The organism is Arthrobacter sp. Soil764, from assembly GCF_001428075.1.
GTDB lineage: Bacteria > Actinomycetota > Actinomycetes > Actinomycetales > Micrococcaceae > Arthrobacter.
In genome coordinates, this window is the sequence record NZ_LMSI01000012.1 from 21,836 (window position 1) to 40,554 (window position 18,719).

Sequence of the window (18,719 nt, forward strand, 5' to 3'; positions counted from 1 at the left end):
GGAAGGCCGCTTTACACGCGGATTCCGCAAGTAATATCGGCGGAACCCTCAAAACCGCGCTAGGCTCCCTGAAGGAAAGAAGGAGACGCCTTGTCAGCAAATTTGGAGCAGTCCGCAGGTACCACGCAGCCCAGCCTCACAAAGGTGCTGATCGCCAACCGGGGTGAAATCGCCGTGCGCATCATCCGTGCTGCGCGCGATGAAGGCATCGCCTCCGTGGCCGTCTACGCAGACCCGGACCGTGACGCGCTGCACGTGAAGCTCGCCGACGAGGCCTACGCCCTGGGCGGCACCACCGCCGCAGAGTCCTACCTGGTAATGGACAAGCTGATCGAGGTGGCCCTGCGCTCCGGCGCCGATGCCATCCACCCCGGCTACGGCTTCCTGGCCGAAAATGCCCAGTTTGCCGCACGCGTGATCGAAGCCGGCATCACCTGGATCGGCCCCTCCCCCGAGGCGATCTCCGCACTGGGCGACAAGGTCCAGGCACGGCACATCGCCGAGAAGGTCGGCGCGCCGCAGGTCCCCGGCACGGCCGATCCGGTGGAATCCGCCGAGGAAATCCTCGAATTCGTGGACAAGTTCGGCCTGCCCGTGGCCATCAAGGCAGCCTTCGGCGGCGGCGGACGCGGCATCAAGGTGGCACGAACCCGCGAAGAGATCCCCGAACTGTTCGAATCCGCCGTCCGCGAAGCCACGGCCGCCTTCGGCCGCGGCGAGTGCTTCATTGAACGCTTCCTGGACGCACCGCGGCACGTCGAGACCCAGTGCCTCGCCGACGCGCACGGCAATGTGGTCGTTGTCTCCACCCGCGACTGCTCACTGCAGCGCCGCAACCAGAAACTGGTCGAAGAGGCCCCGGCACCATTCCTCACCGACGAACAGAACCAGCGGCTCTACGAATCCTCCAAGGCCATCCTGAAGGAGGCCGGCTACCTCGGCGCCGGCACCTGCGAGTTCCTCGTCGGCCAGGACGGCACCATCTCCTTCCTTGAGGTCAACACCCGCCTGCAGGTGGAGCACTGCGTCTCCGAGGAAGTCACCGGAATCGACCTGGTCCGCGAACAGTTCCGGCTGGCCCGCGGCGAGGAACTGGGCTACGGCGACCCCGAGGTCCGCGGCCACTCGATCGAATTCCGCATCACCGGCGAGGACCCCGGCCGGAACTTCATGCCCGCCCCGGGCACCATCACAGGACTGAAGAACCCCACCGGCCCCGGCGTCCGGATCGACTCCGGCGTGGAGCAGGGCGACGTCATCAGCGGCAACTTCGACTCCATGCTCTCCAAGCTGATCATCACCGGCGCCAACCGCACCCAGGCCCTGCAGCGCTCCCGCCGCGCCCTGGAGGAAATGGTGGTGGAGGGTATCCCCACCGTCATCCCGTTCGACCTCGCCGTCGTCTCCAACCCCGATTTCGCCCCCGCCGAGGGACCGTTCAAGGTCCACACACGCTGGATCGAGACGTCCTTCGTGAACGACATCCCCGCCTGGACCCCGGACGGCACCGCGGACGCCGACAGTTCCGCCGAGGAGCGCCAGCGCGTGGTGGTGGAAGTGGGCGGCAAGCGCCTTGAGGTGGTCCTCCCCGCCTCCCTGGGCACGCCGGGCACGGCGGCAGCCGCCGCCGGCAAGCCGGGCAAGTCCAAGAAGCGGTCCCGTTCCGCCGGCCCCGCAGCCGCCACGGGCAACGCCCTCACCTCCCCCATGCAGGGCACCATCGTGAAGGTGGCCGTGACGCACGGGGACGTGGTGTCCGAAGGCGACCTGGTGGTGGTCCTCGAGGCCATGAAGATGGAGCAGCCCCTCACCGCACACCGGTCAGGCACCATCACGGGCCTGACCGCGACGGCCGGCGAAACGGTATCCGCGGGCGCCATCATCGCCACCATCGAAGACTAGAAAGCAGCCCGGCAGCCATGCTCGCACCAAGCTTCCAGGAAGAAGTGGACCGTTACCACCAGGCGGTTCCCGAAATCACCCAGGGCAACCCGGCCCCCATCAAGGAGCTCTACTCCCGCCTTGACGACGTCACCCTGGCCAATCCCTTCGGCGGAATAGCCCGCGGCTGGGCGCAGGTGGAGGCCCGCCTGGACCAGGCGGCACGGCAGTTCCGCGACGGCGAGATGCTGGGCTTCGATACCGTCACCTCCTATACGGCCCGGGACACCGCCTACCTGGTGGAAACCGAGCACTTCCGGGCACGCCTGGACGGGGCAGCCGCCACCGAGGAGTTCGCGCTTCGCGTGACCAGCATCTTCCGCCGCGAGGAAGGGTACTGGAAGCTGGTGCACCGTCACGCCGACCCCGCAGCCCGTCCTCAGTCCCGCCGGTCGCTGACCCAGCCCGCCGGCTGAGCGGGTGCTGGCAGGGGCCGCCGCCAGGATGCAGACTTAGCTCATGCTGCCTTTCCTGCTCCTGGCCTCCCGCGCGGAGGACGCCGCCGCGGAGGACGAATACGCCGCCTACCTGAGGTACGGCGGCCTGGAGGAACGGGAGCTGCGCCGGGTTCGGCTCGAGGCCGCTCCCCTGCCCGCGCTGGATCTGTCGGAATTCTCCGGCGTCATCGTGGGCGGCAGTCCCTTCACGTCCAGCGACCCGCCGGAGCAGAAGAGTCCGGTTCAGCACCGGGTGGAGCGGGAGTTGTCAGCCCTCCTGGACCAGCTGGTGGCCCGCGATTTCCCGTTCCTGGGGGCGTGCTACGGGGTGGGCACGCTGGGTAAACACCAGGGCGCCGTCATCGACCGGACCTATGGCGAGCCCCTGGGCGCCGTGGAGATCGAACTGACAGAGGACGGGCTGCACGATCCGGTGCTGCAGGGCATGCCGCGGACCTTCACGGCCTTTACCGGACACAAGGAGGCCGTCAGTTCGCTGCCACCGCATGCGGTGCTGCTGGCGAGCTCAGCCACCTGCCCGGTTCACATGTTCCGGATCAAGACCAATCTCTACGCCACCCAGTTCCACCCCGAGCTGGACGCCGACGGCCTGGTGACGCGGATCGACATCTACCGGCACGCCGGCTACTTCCCCCCGGAATCCGCCGAGGAACTGATGGACAACGCCCGAAGGTTCACCGTCACCGAACCCATGGCCGTGCTGAAGAACTTCGTGGCCCGCTACGCCCGCTGAACATGAGAATGCCCGGCGGGCCGGATGGCCGCGCCGGGCATTGCCGCATTCAAAGAGTCAGGCCACGTTGTTCTCGTAGTCCAGGTCGCGGGTTTCGCGGGTGAGGAACAGCGCAACCAGGGTGAGCACGGACATGGCAGTCAGGTAGACGCCCACCAGGACGGGGCTGCCCTTGGCCGCTTCCCACAGGGCCACGGCGATGAACGGAGCCACGGCGGCACCCAGGATGCTGGAGAAGTTGTAGCTGATGGCCGAGCCGGTGTACCGGACGTTGGTGGGGAACAGCTCCGGCAGCAGCGCTCCCATGGGTCCAAAGGTGAGGCCCATGAGGGAGAACCCAAGGATCAGCAGGCCCATGGTGCCCACAAAGCCGCCGCTGAACAGCGGCACGAACAGCAGGCCGAACACGAAGATGCCCGCAGTGACGGCCAGGAGCATCTTGCGGCGGCCGTACTTCTCGGCCAGCGGTCCGGAGACCAGGGTGAAAATGCCGAAGAAGACGACGCCGGCAATCAGCATCCAGAGGAAGTCGTTGCGGGTGTAGCCAAGGCCCGGAACGAACGCGGCAGCAGCCGCCTCGGTCATCGGCTTTCCGGCCTTTTCGGCTGCTGCCTTGGCAGCCTCGACGCTCGCGGGCCGCGTGCCGTAGGTCAGGGTGAAGGTGGTCATCAGGTAGAACAGCACGTACGTGGCCAGCATGATGAAGGTGCCCAGGATCAGCTGGCGCCAGCTGGTCTTGAAGACGCGGCCCAGGGGCAGCTTGGCCACCTCCTTGGATTCCACCACCTTGGTGAAGGCGGGGGTTTCGATGAGCTTGAGACGCACGTACAGGCCAATGATCACCATGATGGCGCTGAGCAGGAACGGCACGCGCCAGCCCCAGTCCATGAAGGCCTGCGGAGACAGCGTGTAGCTGGCCACCAGGAAGATCACGTTGGCGATGATGAAGCCGATGGGTGCGCCCAGCTGGGGGAACGTGCCGTAGATGGCGCGCTTGTTGGCGGGGGCGTTCTCGGTGGCCAGCAGTGCGGCACCGCTCCATTCACCGCCGAGGGCCAGTCCCTGGGCGAAGCGCATCACCACGAGCAGGGCCGGAGCCCAGAATTCCCAGCCTTCCACCTTTGCCGTGGGCAGGCAGCCGATGAGGAACGTGGCGATACCCATGGTCAGCAGCGAAGCCACCAGCGTGCCCTTGCGGCCGAATTTGTCGCCGAAGTGCCCGAAGACGATCGAGCCGAGGGGGCGGGCAATGAATGCCACGCCGAACACTGCGAACGAGCTCAGCAGCTGGGTGGTTTCGTTGGCGCTCGGGAAGAAGAGCTGGGGGAAGACAAGCACGGCTGCGGTGGCGTACACGTAGAAGTCGTAGAACTCCACGGTGGTGCCGATCAGGCTCGCAACAATGACGCGGCCGCGGGAGTTCACCGGCTGGTGCGAACCGGGCACCGTGCTGGTATCGGTGGATGACATAGGTAAACGCTTTCGTGAGACCGGCCGGGCACAGCGGACTGCCTCCCGGCTCGAATAGTTAGAGTTCGATCTTACTTCCCCCCGTCCAGTCAATGGACGAAACGTCCATTATGCGGACCAGTGTTGTGAGTCTCACGTTCTGGTCCTTCACCGGCGCCTCACGCTGCCGCCGCAGGCCGGATAGGCAAAAGTCACAGTGCGGAAACATAGATCGCCTGTCCTCGAAACGCGCCGTCCCTACCTTGGAGGAACAACATCCCCCAAAGGAGGTAACCCGTGACTGTTGACCGCACTGTCGATGCCGGCGTACAGCCCGGCCCTACCAGCACCACAGACACCCTTGCCCTTGAATTCCGCCCCGGCCGCTGGATCGCCAACTGGGATGCCGAGAACAAGGAACAATGGGAAACCGCCGGCCGCGCCATCGCCCGCCGCAACCTGAACTGGTCCATCTTCGCCGAATTCCTCGGCTTCGTCGTCTGGCAGCTGTGGTCCATCGTGGTGGTCCAGCTTCCCGCCGCCGGCTTCACCTTCTCCACCTCGGAAATCTTCTGGCTCATCTCGATGCCAAGCCTCGTGGGTGCCACCCTCCGCATCCCGTACACCTTCATGGTTCCCCGCTTCGGCGGCCGCAACTGGACCATCGTGTCCGCCCTGCTGCTCCTTATCCCCTCCACCGGACTGGCCCTGTGTGTCTCCAACCCGGAAACACCCTTCGGCGTCATGCTGCTCGTGGCCGCCCTCGCCGGCTTCGGCGGCGGCAACTTCGCCAGCTCCATGGCGAACATCACGTTCTTCTACCCGGCCAGGGAAAAGGGCTGGGCGCTGGGCCTGAACGCCGCTGGCGGAAACCTGGGCGCCGCCGTCGCACAGCTTGCCGTTCCCATCGTGATCACCCTGCTGGCCGCCGGCACCGTCAACCTGCCCATGGCCGGCTGGATGTGGGTTCCCTTCATCCTTCTGGCGGCCTTTGGCGCCTTCAAGTACATGAACAACCTCACCAGCGCCAAGGGCGACGTGGCCGGCTCGGTCGCGGCGCTCAAGGAACCACACCTGTGGATCATGGCGCTGCTGTACATCGGTACCTTCGGCTCCTTCATCGGCTTCGCAGGGGTTTTCCCCAAGCTGATCAAGGACTACTTCCCCGCGTTCTCCTCCATCGGAGTAGGCACCGTGGCACTGTCCCTTGCATTCCTGGGCCCCCTGGTGGGCTCGCTGGCCCGCCCCTACGGCGGACGCATGGCGGACCGCATGGGCGGGGCCCGGATGACCGTGGCTGCCTTCGCTTCCATGGCCGTCATCACGCTCACCATGGTCTGGACCCTGCCGTTGAAGAACTTCTGGCTCTTCCTGGTCCTCTTCCTGATGCTGTTCACCGCCAGCGGCTTTGGAAACGGCGCCACGTACCGGATGATCCCGGTCATCTTCGCCACCTCCAGCCGGGCCGCACGCAGGGGCGCAAGCCCGGTGGCCACCCAGCGCCTGGCGTCCTCGGCCCTCGGGCTGATCTCCGCGATCGGGGCGTACGGCGGGTTCGTCATCCCCCAGGTCCTGAACGCCTCCAGCACCGCCAGCGGCTCCTACACCCCGGCCTTCTACGGATTCGTTGGCGCCTACGTCCTGATGCTGCTGGTCTGCTGGGCCTGCTACATCCGCAACGCCGGCCGGAACGCGATGGGACACGTCTAACATGACCAAAAGCGCCGACACGCACTGCCCCTACTGCGCCCTGCAGTGCGCCATGACGCTCACGTCCCCTGCGGACCTGGCCCCGGCTGCCCAGCCGGGGCCAGGCCCCGCGCCTGCACTTCCCGCTCCTGCACTGGAGGTTGCAGGCCGGGACTTCCCCACCAACCGCGGCGGCCTCTGCCGCAAAGGCTGGACCTCCCCCGCACTCCTGAACCACGCCGGCCGGATCACCGAACCGCTCCTGAAAGGTCCCGACGGCGTACACCGGCCCATTACCTGGGACCAGGCCCTGGACCTCGCCGCCCAGGCCGTGAAGGACGCCCGGGCCCGCTACGGTGCGGACGGCGTCGGCGTTTTCGGCGGCGGTGGCCTCACCAATGAAAAGGCCTACATGCTGGGCAAGTTTGCCCGCCTGGCCCTCGGCACCTCCCGCATCGACTACAACGGCCGGTTCTGCATGTCCTCCGCCGCCGCCGCGGGAATGCGTGCATTCGGCGTGGACCGCGGCCTGCCCTTCCCACTCGAAGCGCTGGACACCGCCAGCACCATCCTGATGCTCGGTTCAAACGTTGCCGAGACCATGCCGCCGTTCGTGCAGCACCTGCGCGGAGCCCGCGACGCCGGCGGGCTGGTGGTTGTTGATCCCCGCCGTTCCGCAACGGCAGCCTTCACCGCGGACGGCGGCGGCCTCCACCTCCAGCCGCTGCCCGGCACCGACCTCACCCTGCTGCTGGGCCTGTCCCACGTGGTCATCCACGAGAACCTGGTGGACACCGCCTACATCCAGGCGCGCACCTCGGGCTACAGCGCCGTCGTCCGCAGCGTCAACGCCTTCTGGCCCGAACGCGTCCAGTCGTTGACCGGCGTCCCCGCGGACCTTATCCGCCAGACTGCCCGCATGCTTGCCACGGGGGCACGGGAAGGCGGGAGCTACATCCTCACCGGACGCGGCGTGGAACAGCACGTCGACGGCACCGACACCGCCACCGCCGCCATCAACCTCAGCCTCCTGCTGGGCCTGCCCGGTACGGCCCGCAGCGGTTATGGAACCCTCACCGGCCAGGGCAACGGCCAGGGCGGCCGCGAGCACGGCCAGAAGGCGGACCAGCTGCCCGGGTACCGCAAGATCACCGATCCCGCCGCCCGCTCGCACGTCGCCGCCGTCTGGGGCGTTCCGGAGGAGACCATCCCCGGCCCCGGCCTTCCCGCCGTACAGCTGCTGAAGTCATTGGGAAAGCCCGACGGCGTCCAGTGCCTTTTCGTGCACGCCTCCAACATTGCGGTGGCAGCACCGGACGCGAACGCTGTGATCGAGGGGTTGCGGAGCCTGGACTTCCTGGTGGTCTGCGACTTCTTCATGTCCGAAACCGCCGCCGAGGCGGACCTGATCCTCCCCGTGCTGCAGTGGGCCGAAGAGGACGGGACCTTGACCAACCTGGAGGGACGCGTGCTGCGCCGCCGCCGCGCCATTTCCCCTCCCTCCGGCGCCCGCAGCGAGCTGTGGATCATGGCCCGCCTCGCCGCGCGGCTGGACGCCCCATCCACCTACAGCGAGGATCCGGAATCAGTTTTCGAGGAACTGCGCCGTGCCTCCGCGGGCGGGCTGGCCGACTACTCGGGCATCGACTACGCCATGCTGGACCGCGGCGAGGCCGCCTACTGGCCCTACCCGGCCGGCAGCAGCGGAACACCGCGGCTGTTTGCGGATGGCTTCGCGCACCCCGACGGGAAGGCGCAGATGGTCCCGGTGGTGCCGCGCCGCCGTCGTACTCCTGCCAATAACGCCGCAGCCTCCGTGGACCCCGCCGGCAAAGCCATGACCCTCATCACCGGCCGGCTCCTGGAGCATTACCAGTCCGGCGCCCAGACCCGGCGCGTGGCCGAACTCGTCGCCGCCCAGCCTGAAGCCAGGGTCCAGATCCATCCCTCTGCGGCAGACGCCTTGGGCATCGCCGCCGGATCACTGGTCTCCGTGGTGAACGGGCGCGGTGAGGTGGTCTGCCGGGCGGAACTGAGCACCGCCATCCGTCCCGAGACGGTCTTCCTTCCCTTCCACTTCCCCGGCGCGGAAAGCGCCAACCGCCTCACCGAAGCCGCCACCGATCCCATCTCAGGGATGCCCGAATTCAAGTTCAACACCGTATGGGTCCGGCCCGTGGCCTCACCCAATTCCGCCCGCATGCTGCAAACGACGGAGGCCTCATGACCGAGCAGATTGTCATCGTGGGATTCGGCCCCGTGGCCGCCAGGCTGGTGGACGAGCTCCTCCCCGCTGTGCGGACAGGCCAGGTCAAACTCACTGTGCTCGGCGAGGAAACCGAGGCCGCCTACAACCGCGTCCTCGTGGCCGACCTCGGCGTTGGCCGGACCACCGCCGACGCACTGGCCCTTGCCGACGCCGCCGAACTCGCCGCCGAGGGCGTGGAGGTCCGGCTGGGCGTGCGCGTCAAGCGCGTGGACAGGGCCCGGCAGCAGGTCCTGCTCGCCGAGGGAGCACCGGTGCACTACGACCGGCTGGTGTTTGCCACCGGGTCCCGGCCCGTCATCCCTAACCTGACCGGAATCAACCCGGATCCGGCCTCGCCCGTGCTTCCCGCAGGTGTCACAGCGCTGCGGGACCTCCGTGACGCCGCCGTCCTGCGGCAGGCGGTGTACGGCGGCAAGCGCGTGGTGGTCCTGGGCGGCGGAGTCCTGGGCCTGGAAACGGCGCTGGCCGCCGCCGAGGAAGGCGCCACCGTCACAGTGGTCCACAACGGGCCGCACCCCCTGGGCCGCAGCATCGACCGCGGCGGCGGAGCCGTCCTGGCTGCAGGACTCCGGCGCTGCGGCGTCCGCGTGGCCGGCAACGCCCGCTCCACCGGCGTTGAGCACAACGCTCCCGACGGCGGCTTCTCCGCTTTGCTGCTGGACGACGGACAGGCGATTGACGGCGACCTCCTGGTCATCTCGTGCGGCGTGCGTCCCCGCACCGAGCTGGCCGATGGCTGCGGACTTTCCACCGGGACCGGGATCCTGGTGGACCACCGCCTGCGGGCACACCACGAACCGCACATCTTTGCCATCGGCGACTGTGCTGAGGTCCGCTGCCCGGACCCCGGCTGCGCCGCGTGCCGGAACTCCACCGGGCCGTTCGGGCTGGTGGGCCCGGGCTGGCGGCAGGCCGAGTGGCTGGCTGGCTATCTCATGCTGCTGGCCGCCGGGGAGGCGGAAGAGGCGGAACTGTTGCCCGCCCTGCCGCCTGAACAGCCCGGCGTCGTGGTCCTGAAAGCCCGTGGCATGAACATGGCTGTGGCCGGGAACAACGCCGCCGATCCCTGGGATGACGAAGCGCTTACGGCCGGGGCAGCCAACGGCAGGGCCCGCCTGCAGGTAGCCCAGTGGGCTGATCCCGAGCATGGCCGGTACGTCAAGATGACCACGCGCGGCGGAGTGCTCGAAGGCCTGGTGGCGGTGGGCATGCCCCGCACCGCCTCAGAACTGGTGGGACTCTTTGAACGGGGCGCCGAACTGCCTGCCGACCGCTCGCTTCTCCTCCGCCTGGACGGGCCGGACCAGCTGCCGGGGAATGCCGTTACGGACCCCGCCGGGACCGTGTGCAGGTGTGCGGGCGTCAGCGGTGCTGCCATCCAGGGAGCGGTGGAGGAAGGGTGTTCCACGGTGGCGGACGTCTCCAAGGCCACCCGCGCGGGCACTGGCTGCGGCGGCTGCCACGAGGACATCAAGGGCCTCATCGAACGGCACTTCCAGGCGGTGCCGGCAGCCTGACCGGGCCCTGCACAGGATCGGCAGGGCCGGCCGCCGCTTTCTAGGCCGTACCTGCCGGGTCAAGCTCCCCGTTGGCCACGGCCTCCGCGTACTGGGTCAGGTCCGGACCCGGCTGGAAGTCCACGAACTGGTCCTTGAGCTTTTCAAACAGGAATTTGTACACCTGGTCCTTGCCAGATCCGGACAGCGACGACGCCGCTTCGCGGACAGCCTCCTGCAGGGCCCGGTCGGCGTCCAGCAGGATCTTTTCCCGCGCCTGCTCGTTCCATTTCACATCCTGCAATTCCATGGGCTTCTCCTCGCTTTGACGGGTCAAAAAGGTACGGCCGGGAACTTCATTGGAAATTCCCGGCCCTGCCTTGTTCGAGTCTATGCAGATGCCCGTTTAGCGGTCCAGCCTCCAGGACATCCTGCTGCCGGGCGCCCTTTTACACCCCGAACATACGTCCCGCGAGCAGGTAGATTCCGTAGACACCGGAGGCCAGGAGGACACCCAGATAAGCCAGCACCAGCCGCGTATCGCGCAGGTAGCACTTGGACTTCTTGAGGCCGCGTCGGCGCGCTTTCCAGTATCCAATGAGTCCTATGGCCGAAAAGACGGACAGCGCCAGGGGGCCCGCGAGCCACCCCAGCAGGGCAATTGTGGCGAAGATGCACAGCCGCAGGGGGTCAAAAGGCGCTTCTTCCGTGCTGCCAGGGCCGGAACCCGGTGGGACCGAGGGTGTTTCACGAGCGGTGCCGTGCCTGCCGCCCAGCAGCTGTGAGGGCAGCGGCCCGGCGGCGATCCGCCTGGCACCCGAGGCTGGGTCCATCATTCCTCCCTAAACCTGGCGCATCGGGAGCAGCCGGACCCCGGTGGCGGTGCTCATGCGCTGCCTCGCCAACGAAGGCCATGCCTGCACGGCGCAGAACGGAGCGCACTGGTGGGCGCCGGCGTCGCTCTTGGTTCCTACGTGGACGCAGCATTGGGTCAGCCGCTCCTCGATCATCGTGGAGATGTCCATGAAGGGTTTGACCATGATCCGGGTGACGCGCTCCGCAAGGAGCCTGCGAAGGCGTTGTTGCTGGCCAGGGAGCTTGCCTGCCGCCAGGGTGGTCAGCGTCCCAATGCCCAAGTCGCACTGGGAGCAGATGTTCTTCCAGAGGTCCATGGTGCGGGGGTGGGACAGCGATGCCTGCTCGCTCAGCAGGTCCAGCAGCGAGGTTTTCATCAGGTTCCGCAGCTCCAGGGGGATGGAGCTGTCAGCGATCCGGTTCGCAAGGCTGTCAGGGTTCAACTCCAGCCACGTCAGCAGTTGGTCGTGCCCGATCAATGCCGTCAGGGACCTCCAGACTCCCGCGTCGTCCTTCAGCATGTAGCCCACGGAGGCGCAGTGCGGATGGGAGCACGGCAGTGCCGTCAGGTCATGCCAGGACACCACACCGTTGGTCTGCGCAGCCAACCTCTCCAGGACGCCTGTATGGGTGAGCCGGTCCAAGGGATCGATGCCGTGTCCGCGTCCTGAACCGAAGACGGGTTGCAGCGCCACCCCTCCAATAAAGGGAGTCTCCAGGGCGCGCATCACCACGGCACCGACTTCGCCGTCGTTGACGCCAAGGGATGCCGTCATGGTCAGCGTGGTGAAGATGCCGGCTTCCGACAAGCGGGAGATTGCCGCGTCTTTGTAGCGGGTCAGGTCCCCGCCGCGGTGGTAAATCGACGATTCCCTGGACGGACCGTCGTACTGGAGGTACACCTCCACCCTGTCCCGGTGCCGTGCGAGCAAGGCGAGGAGGTCGTCATCGGTAGCAATCAGCATGCCGTTGCTGTTCACCATGATCCGGACAATTGGCCGGGAAACGAGTTCGTCCAGCAGCTCGGCAAGATAGGGGTACAGCGTAGGTTCACCGCCGGAGAGCATCAGCACATCCAGCCGGTTGTTCTCCCGGCCCAAGCGGGTGTCCACATTGTCAAGCACCTCGTGGAGCGGTGCGACTCCCTGCAGTTGCGGGCCCGACGCCGTAAAACAGGTGGGGCAGCGCAGGTTGCAGTGCTCGATAATGTCCTGCAGGAGGATGCAGGTGTGCTGCGTCTGCATGGCCGGAAGCCCGAAGGCATAGGCCTCAGGGACAGGGCGGAAATTGTCGGTCTGGTCAGGGATGTGCTGCTTCGTGGGCGCCTGCCACTTCTCCAGGTAGCGCAGGATTTCCGCCGACTCGTCGTACAGGGTGCGGACCAGGCCATGGTCCGGGCAGCCGCGTTCGAGCCACACCCGGCCGTCACGGACAAGCAGCGCCCCGGACAGCCGCCGGACCTCGCTGAGTGGCGGGTTGGTTTCGTGGCATTGGGGGCAGAAAGCGGTCACGTAACGGTGGATCCTGTCACCGCGCAGCGGCTGGCCTGGCCCTGGCAACTGTTGAGTCCTCATGATTCGGCGCCCTTCTTTAAATTTCGGTCTGTGTGAGGGCACCCACGCAAAGTCCCCCGCCGAGCAACGTGAAAATGCCGAGCCCAATCAGCATCCCCGCTCCGGTGCGTGACGTGCGGGGACTAACGGCAAGAACTATGGCCAGCCCCAGATAGACGGCGATCGGGACGAAGGCAGCCGGCCCGGCGAAGATGCTGTGTGCCCATGCATTCGGTGGTCCGATGTTCGGCGCTCCGATGCCGATTGTTGCCCAAAGGTAGAGGATGTACAGGGCCAGAGCGCCGAACAAGGTTCCGGACCCCAGATAACCACCCCGGTTTTCCCGCTTCTGCCCGCTCCCCTGTTCCCTTGGCGGCGGAACCGGCTGGTCGTCGTGGTTCATGTCAGCCCCGGACCTGGGCGAGGAACGTAACGCAAAGGCCGCCGCCCAGCAGCAGGAAGGCGCCCAGGCCGATCAGCAGCCCTGTCCCCAGGCGCGAAGTCCGGGGAAAGACTGCCAGTGCGATCGCCACCACCAGATAGAGGGCGATGGGGATGAACGGGGCCGGTATGGAGAGGAATGTGGCCGACCAGGCATAAGGCCCCCGCGCCATCGTTCCCAGGACATAGATGGCGTACAGCGCCAGGGCCCCGAAAAAAGCCCCCATGCTCATTGAGCCGGATTTCGGGGACGGCGCCGGTCCCTCCCGGTGCGGCGGTGACGTCGGGATGTCGGGCGTGTCGTCACTCATGCTGCGGTTCCTTCCATCTCCCGGCGGAGCGGTGAACCGAAGACACGCCGGACCCGCCACACCAGGAGGGGCAACACCGCCAGCAGGAACCATTGGGGCCGGCTCATCCCCAGCCACAGCACCTCGTTGCCCCGGACGAATTCGACGACGAACCTGAAGAGGGCATAAGCGCCGACGAAGCAGATAAAGAGGTCGCCGGGGTGGGGCAGGCGGTCACGGTAGCGCCACATCAGGGCAAAGGCCGCAACGTGGAAGACAATCTCATAGGCGAACGACGGATGAAGTCCCACCCCGGCTTGGGCCCCGGTCAGCGCGGCCTGCTCAGGAGTGAGGATGACTCCCCAGCTTCCCCCGGTCGGCGTTCCGGGGAGCTCTGTCAGGAGGCAGCCGATACGCCCGATGATGAGCGCCAGGGCTACTGCCGGGGCCAGCAGGTCGCCCGTCGGATGCCGGTAACCGGTCAACCGTTTGGCCAGGAGGACGCCGAGCCAGGCCCCCACCAGGCCGGCCAGGATGCTGCGGTCACCATTGCCCCACCAGTCAGCCAGTGAAACCTGACGGGAGATGTCCCAGGTGAGCACCCGGGAACCGATGGCCCCGAACGCAACGGCAAAACCTGCAATGGGCCACAACCGGGGATCGCTGAGCCCGCGGCGGCGCTTCTCATACGCGTAGAACAGCAGGGCTGCGAGGATTCCCAGCCCGACGAAGCCGGCATGTACCAGCCCGTTTCCCGCGAAGGGAAGCCCGATCATGAGCAGAGTGTAACAACGTGTTGCCCGTGGAATGCGGGCCCTTCGGCCCTTACATGGGCGGGTGCCCTACATGTGGACGTGCAGGCGGCGGGCGGCCTCGGAGATGGATCCGGTCAGCGACGGGTAGACGGTGAAGGTGCTGGCGAGGTCGTCCACATGCAGCTTCTGCTTGACCGCGATGGAGATCGGGAAGATCAGTTCGGAGGCGTTGGGGCCCACCACCACGCCGCCGATCACCGTGCCGGAGCCCTTGCGCGCGAAGATCTTGACGAACCCGTCCTTGGCGTTGCGCATCTTGGCGCGGGCGTTGCTGCGCAGGGAGAGCTTGACGACGTCGGCCTGGTACTTGCCGGACTCGATGTCGGCTTCGGAGACGCCAACGTTCGCGATTTCGGGCGAGGTGAAGATGTTGGATGCCACCTGGTGGAGCTTAAGCGGGGTGACGACGTCGCCCATGAAGTGCGCCACGGCGATGCGGCCCTGCATGGCGGCCACGGAGGCCAGCGGCAGGACGCCGGTGCAGTCACCGGCGGCGTAGATGTTGGGGGCGGTGGTGCGGGAGACGCCGTCCACCTTGATGTGGCCGCTTTCGCTGACGGCCACGCCGGCTTCCTCGAGGCCCAGGCCTGCCGTGTTGGGGATGGACCCGAGGCAGAGCAGGCAGTGGCTGCCGGTTACCGTGGAGCCGTCGGAAAGGGTGACCAGCACGCCGTCGTCCGTACGTTCCACGGTCTGGGCGCGGGAGCGGGACAGGACCCGGACCCCGCGGCGTTCGAAGACTTCCTCCAGGACAACGGCGGCGTCAACGTCGGAGCCGGGCAGCACCCGGTCGCGGCTGGACACCAGGGTGACCTTGGAACCGAGGCCGTTGTAGGCGGAGGCGAACTCCGCACCGGTCACGCCAGACCCCACCACGATGAGTTCCTCGGGCAGCTCGTCCAGGTTGTAGATCTGGGTCCAGTTCAGGATCCGCTCGCCGTCCGGGCGGGCCGTCTCCAGCTCGCGGGGGTGTGCGCCCACGGCCAGCAGGATGGTGTCCGCTTCCACGGTTTCGGTGCCGTCCACCGTCAGGACTTCGATGGTGTGGCTGTCCAGGAGCCTGCCCGAACCGGCAATGATCCGCACGCCCAGCTTCTCCAGGGCGTCGCGGATGTCATGGGACTGGTTGCGCGCCAGGTTCAGGAGCCGGTCGTTGATGTGCTTGAGGTCGGCCCGCATCACCGGCACGAAGTCGCCGCCGTCGACGTCGAACTTCACCCCCAGCTCCCCGGCCTCGGCCACGCGGGTCATCAGGTCAGCCGTGGCAATGAGGGTCTTGGAGGGAACCACATCGGTCAGCACCGCGGATCCACCCAGGCCCGCGCGTTCGATGATGGTGACCGTCGCCCCGAGCGAGGCGGCCACCATGGCGGATTCGTATCCGCCCGGGCCACCTCCCAGGATTGCGATCCGGGGGGAACTGAAATCTGGATGCGTAGTCACAGTCATCCATTCTCGCCCATTTGCCGCTGACCACCAAGAAGACAGGGCCCTTCCCGGGCCAGCCGTGACGGGGGCAACACGGGCGGCACGATAACTTGTACTGGTGAGTACAACAGACTTCCTGAACACGGACCCGTTTGCCGCTGCCCGCGCCGCGGCGGACTACATCGCCGAAGAGACAGGCGTGGACCGGCACGATACCGCCCTGGTCCTCGGCTCCGGGTGGGGCGAGGCAGCAGACCTCATCGGCGAGACCACCGCCACCCTGTCTGCCGAAGAAGTTCCCGGCTTCCACGCCCCCGCCGTGGAGGGCCACGTAGGCACCATCCGCTCCATCCTCACCCCCTCGGGAAAGCGGGCCCTGGTGCTTGGCGCCCGTACGCACTACTACGAGGGCAGGGGCGTCCGGGCGGTGGTCCACGGAATCCGGACCGCGGCGGCCGCCGGGTGCGGCACCCTGGTACTCACCAACGGCTGCGGCGGACTCAACGAGGACTGGGCCCCCGGCACCCCGGTACTGATCAGGGACCACATCAACCTCACCGCAGCTTCCCCTCTGGAGGGCGCCACCTTCGTGGACCTGACAGACCTGTACTCGCCCCGGATCCGCGGCCTGGCCCGCGAGGTGGACCCCAGCCTGGCGGAGGGCGTGTACGCCCAGTTCCCCGGCCCGCACTACGAGACGCCGGCCGAGGTGCAGTACGCCAAGCGGATCGGCGCCGACCTCATCGGCATGTCCACGGCTTTGGAAGCCATCGCCGGGCGGCACGCCGGCATGGAAGTGTTTGGTATTTCGCTGGTCACCAACCTCGCAGCAGGGATCAGCCCGCAGCCGCTCAGCCACCAGGAAGTGATCGAATCCGGCCGCGCGGCGGGCCCGCGCATCTCCAGGCTGCTGGCCGATATCATCGCCCGGCTCTAACGCCCGCGGCGCCCGGGTGCGCCACGGGGCCGGGCAATGACGATAGCGTTATGCCCATGACGTCTTCCGATGCCGAACTTCGCCTGCTCACCGAGGCCCGCGAATGGGCTGCCCAGGACCCGGATCCCGCAACGAAGGCGTCGCTCCTTGAGCTTGTCCGCCTTGTTGAGGACGGCGATCCGGTGGCCCGGCAGGAACTGGACGACAGCTTCCGCGGCACCCTCCAGTTCGGCACGGCCGGGTTGCGCGCCGCACTGGGCCCGGGGCCGAACCGGATGAACCGGGTGGTGGTGCGCCGCGCCGCCGCAGGACTCGCCGTTTTCCTGCTGGACGCAGTGGCCAAGGCTGCGCCGGGCACCCGGCCGCGCGCCGTCGTCGGCTATGACGCCCGGCATAACTCCGACGCCTTCGCGGCCGAAACGGCGGCGATCTTCACGGCCGCCGGCATCGAGACCTTCCTGCTCCCGGCACCCCTCCCCACTCCCCTGCTGGCCTACGCCGTCCGCGCACTGGACTGTGACGGCGGCGTCATGGTCACGGCTAGCCACAACCCGCCCCAGGACAACGGCTACAAGGTGTACCTGGGCCGGCATGCCGTGGCGTCGGACGGTGAGGGCGCGCAGATCGTGGCGCCCTACGATGCGGAAATTGCCGCGCGGATCAGCGCCGTGGGACCGCTGGAATCCATCACGCTGGCAGAGGGCGGCTGGACCGTCCTGGATGGCTCGCTGGCGGCTGGGTATGAGCGGGCGACGGCGGCACTCACCATGCCGGACCGCTTTCCCGCCCGCGACCTGAAGATCGTCCTCACGCCGCTGCATGGCGTCGGCGGCGGAACGGCACTGGACGTCCTGAAGGCGGCAGGTTTCACAGATGTCACCGTGGTGGCCGAACAGGCCGAACCGGACCCCGATTTTCCCACCGTCAGCTTCCCCAACCCGGAGGAACCCGGGGCCCTGGACCTTGCCCTCGAAGCGGCGGCGCAGCTGGACGCCGATATCGTCATTGCGAACGACCCGGACGCCGACAGGGCCGCCGTGGCGGCAAAGGACCCCGACAGCGGGGCGTGGCGGATGCTCCGGGGCGACGAAGTGGGTTCCCTGCTGGGCGCCCATATGGTGGCGCGGCTCTCGGACGGCCAGGCCGGCGCGGAGGCCGACGGCCGGGGCGTCTTTGCCAATTCGATTGTTTCCTCGCGGCTGCTTGCCCGCATCGCCGCCGCAGCCGGCTTCGCCCACGAGGAAACACTGACCGGCTTCAAGTGGATTTCCCGGGTTCCCGGCCTGGTGTACGGCTACGAGGAGGCGCTGGGGTACTGCGTGGCACCGGACCAGGTGAAGGACAAGGACGGCATTTCGGCCGCCGTCCTGATCGCCGAACTCGCTGCCGCCGCCAAAGCCGCAGGCAAGACCGTCTTCGACACCCTGGATGAGCTGTACCTCCAGCACGGCCTGCACGCCAGCGACCAGTTGAGCATCAGGGTGGCGGACCTGGGCCTTTTGGACGCCATGATGAACCGCCTGCGGGTTTCGCCGCCGGAATCTTTCGGGCAGTCAGCGGTGGAAGTCTTCACGGACCTGGCCGAGGGCAGCACCCAGCTGCCGCCCACCGAGGGGCTGCTCTACATCACCCGCAACCTGACCCGGGTGATCATCCGGCCCAGCGGCACCGAGCCCAAGCTCAAGTGCTACCTGGAGGTTATCCACCAGGCAGGCTCCGCCGCGGAGTTGCCGGCAGCGCGCCAGGCCGCGCGTGCCTCACTGGATGAGGTACTGCACGACGTCAGCGAGGCGCTGGGTCTTTAACACTGCCGGGTTAAACGCCGAAGGGGCGCCAGGGCCGCTAAAGGCCCTGCGCCCCCTGAAGGTTCAGGTGCTACAGCTGTACCTCGACGAAGCCGTCGATGACGCGGGTGCTGAATGCTGCCAGCCGCAGGCCCGGGCTGGTGAAGCATTCGCCGGTCTCAAGGTCGTAGACCTCCTTGTGCAGCGGGGAGGCGATGGTAGGCCTGGTCCCCCTGGAACCAAGGATGCCGCGTGCCATGACATGGGCTCCTGTGGCCGGGTCCTCGTGTGCCACGGCGAATACTTCGACGGGGCCGGTACGGAAAAGCGCCACCTGGCGGCCTGCCACCAGGGCGGCCTCGCCCCACGCCGGTTCGAGGTCCTCCACCGTGCAGACACGGTGCCAGCCGGTATGGAATCCAGCGAGGTCTGATTCGGCGGCGAGCGCCCCAAGTTCCAGTGTTGCCGTCATGTCCGGCTCCTTTCCCTGTGCCTGTTGTCCGTGCAGCCGCTGCTTTTGCGGCCGTGTCCCACGCTAGGCTCCAGGTGTTTCAAGGGGGTGCGGCGAATGTGTCCGGCGC

Annotated in this window: 17 protein-coding genes; 8 read left to right on the forward strand and 9 right to left on the reverse strand. The window is 67.3% G+C overall.

Features of this window, described 5'->3' with window-relative positions; all coding sequences use genetic code 11:
- The first annotated feature begins 90 nt into the window (after window positions 1-90).
- Genes ASG86_RS07720 through ASG86_RS07730 form a run of 3 tightly spaced genes read left to right on the forward strand, consistent with a single transcriptional unit; the run spans window position 91 to window position 3,132 of the window.
- The gene (locus ASG86_RS07720; protein ID WP_056332221.1) at window positions 91-1,902 is read left to right on the forward strand and encodes an acetyl/propionyl/methylcrotonyl-CoA carboxylase subunit alpha; all 1,812 of its coding nucleotides are present in this window, start codon (window positions 91-93) and stop codon (window positions 1,900-1,902) included.
- 17 nt (window positions 1,903-1,919) lie between these two features.
- Entirely contained in the window at window positions 1,920-2,357 is a 438-nt protein-coding gene (locus tag ASG86_RS07725) for a YybH family protein (protein ID WP_056332223.1), read from the forward strand.
- Window positions 2,358-2,400: 43 nt separating this feature from the next.
- Window positions 2,401-3,132, forward strand: a complete 732-nt coding sequence (locus ASG86_RS07730) for a glutamine amidotransferase (RefSeq protein WP_056332225.1) — start codon at window positions 2,401-2,403, stop codon at window positions 3,130-3,132.
- A 57-nt stretch (window positions 3,133-3,189) separates the two neighbouring features.
- Here the strand turns inward: ASG86_RS07730 and ASG86_RS07735 are convergent, their stop codons facing one another.
- A complete protein-coding gene (locus ASG86_RS07735) occupies window positions 3,190-4,602 on the reverse strand; it encodes an MFS transporter (RefSeq protein ID WP_056332227.1) in 1,413 nt (470 codons plus the stop codon).
- Window positions 4,603-4,878: 276 nt separating this feature from the next.
- On the opposite strand from ASG86_RS07735, the gene ASG86_RS07740 reads away from it, so the two are divergent.
- The 3 genes from ASG86_RS07740 to ASG86_RS07750 are packed head-to-tail and all read left to right on the forward strand — an operon-like array spanning window position 4,879 to window position 10,056.
- On the forward strand, window positions 4,879-6,291 hold the full coding sequence (locus ASG86_RS07740) for an MFS transporter (RefSeq protein WP_056332229.1): 1,413 nt from the start codon (window positions 4,879-4,881) through the stop codon (window positions 6,289-6,291).
- A gap of 1 nt (window position 6,292) precedes the next feature.
- Window positions 6,293-8,497 carry a molybdopterin oxidoreductase family protein gene (locus ASG86_RS07745; protein WP_056332231.1) on the forward strand — a complete coding sequence of 735 codons (2,205 nt, stop codon included), beginning with the start codon at window positions 6,293-6,295 and terminating at the stop codon, window positions 8,495-8,497.
- On the forward strand, window positions 8,494-10,056 hold the full coding sequence (locus ASG86_RS07750; RefSeq protein ID WP_056332233.1) for an FAD-dependent oxidoreductase: 1,563 nt from the start codon (window positions 8,494-8,496) through the stop codon (window positions 10,054-10,056). Before ASG86_RS07745 ends, ASG86_RS07750 begins: the two co-directional genes overlap by 4 nt.
- A 40-nt stretch (window positions 10,057-10,096) precedes the next feature.
- On the opposite strand, the gene ASG86_RS07755 is transcribed toward ASG86_RS07750, so the two are convergent.
- From ASG86_RS07755 to ASG86_RS07785, 7 genes are all read right to left on the reverse strand, one after another.
- On the reverse strand, window positions 10,097-10,345 hold the full coding sequence (locus tag ASG86_RS07755) for a hypothetical protein (protein WP_056332235.1): 249 nt from the start codon (window positions 10,343-10,345) through the stop codon (window positions 10,097-10,099).
- 139 nt (window positions 10,346-10,484) lie between these two features.
- A complete protein-coding gene (locus ASG86_RS20745) occupies window positions 10,485-10,868 on the reverse strand; it encodes a hypothetical protein (protein ID WP_156386146.1) in 384 nt (127 codons plus the stop codon).
- 9 nt (window positions 10,869-10,877) lie between these two features.
- The gene (locus ASG86_RS07765) at window positions 10,878-12,464 is read right to left on the reverse strand and encodes a radical SAM protein (protein WP_056332236.1); all 1,587 of its coding nucleotides are present in this window, start codon (window positions 12,462-12,464) and stop codon (window positions 10,878-10,880) included.
- Between the two features lie 16 nt (window positions 12,465-12,480).
- Window positions 12,481-12,846, reverse strand: coding sequence for a hypothetical protein (locus tag ASG86_RS07770; RefSeq protein ID WP_056332238.1), 366 nt, complete (start codon window positions 12,844-12,846; stop codon window positions 12,481-12,483).
- A gap of 1 nt (window position 12,847) precedes the next feature.
- Window positions 12,848-13,195 (reverse strand): hypothetical protein, encoded by a 348-nt coding sequence (locus ASG86_RS07775; RefSeq protein WP_056332240.1) that lies wholly within the window; start codon window positions 13,193-13,195, stop codon window positions 12,848-12,850.
- A complete protein-coding gene (locus ASG86_RS07780) occupies window positions 13,192-13,950 on the reverse strand; it encodes a prolipoprotein diacylglyceryl transferase (protein WP_056332242.1) in 759 nt (252 codons plus the stop codon). Before ASG86_RS07780 ends, ASG86_RS07775 begins: the two co-directional genes overlap by 4 nt.
- A 66-nt stretch (window positions 13,951-14,016) precedes the next feature.
- Complete coding sequence (locus ASG86_RS07785) at window positions 14,017-15,432, reverse strand: NAD(P)H-quinone dehydrogenase (protein ID WP_056332244.1); 1,416 nt, start codon at window positions 15,430-15,432, stop codon at window positions 14,017-14,019.
- 103 nt (window positions 15,433-15,535) lie between these two features.
- Here ASG86_RS07785 and ASG86_RS07790 point away from each other — a divergent pair, with 103 nt between their 5' ends.
- Both ASG86_RS07790 and ASG86_RS07795 read left to right on the forward strand, forming a co-directional pair.
- Window positions 15,536-16,354, forward strand: a complete 819-nt coding sequence (locus ASG86_RS07790; RefSeq protein WP_056332247.1) for a purine-nucleoside phosphorylase — start codon at window positions 15,536-15,538, stop codon at window positions 16,352-16,354.
- Window positions 16,355-16,410: 56 nt separating this feature from the next.
- On the forward strand, window positions 16,411-18,159 hold the full coding sequence (locus ASG86_RS07795) for a phospho-sugar mutase (RefSeq protein ID WP_200946194.1): 1,749 nt from the start codon (window positions 16,411-16,413) through the stop codon (window positions 18,157-18,159).
- 70 nt (window positions 18,160-18,229) lie between these two features.
- Here the strand turns inward: ASG86_RS07795 and nirD are convergent, their stop codons facing one another.
- Window positions 18,230-18,610, reverse strand: a complete 381-nt coding sequence (gene nirD, locus ASG86_RS07800) for a nitrite reductase small subunit NirD (RefSeq protein WP_056332251.1) — start codon at window positions 18,608-18,610, stop codon at window positions 18,230-18,232.
- Window positions 18,611-18,719: the final 109 nt, after the last annotated feature.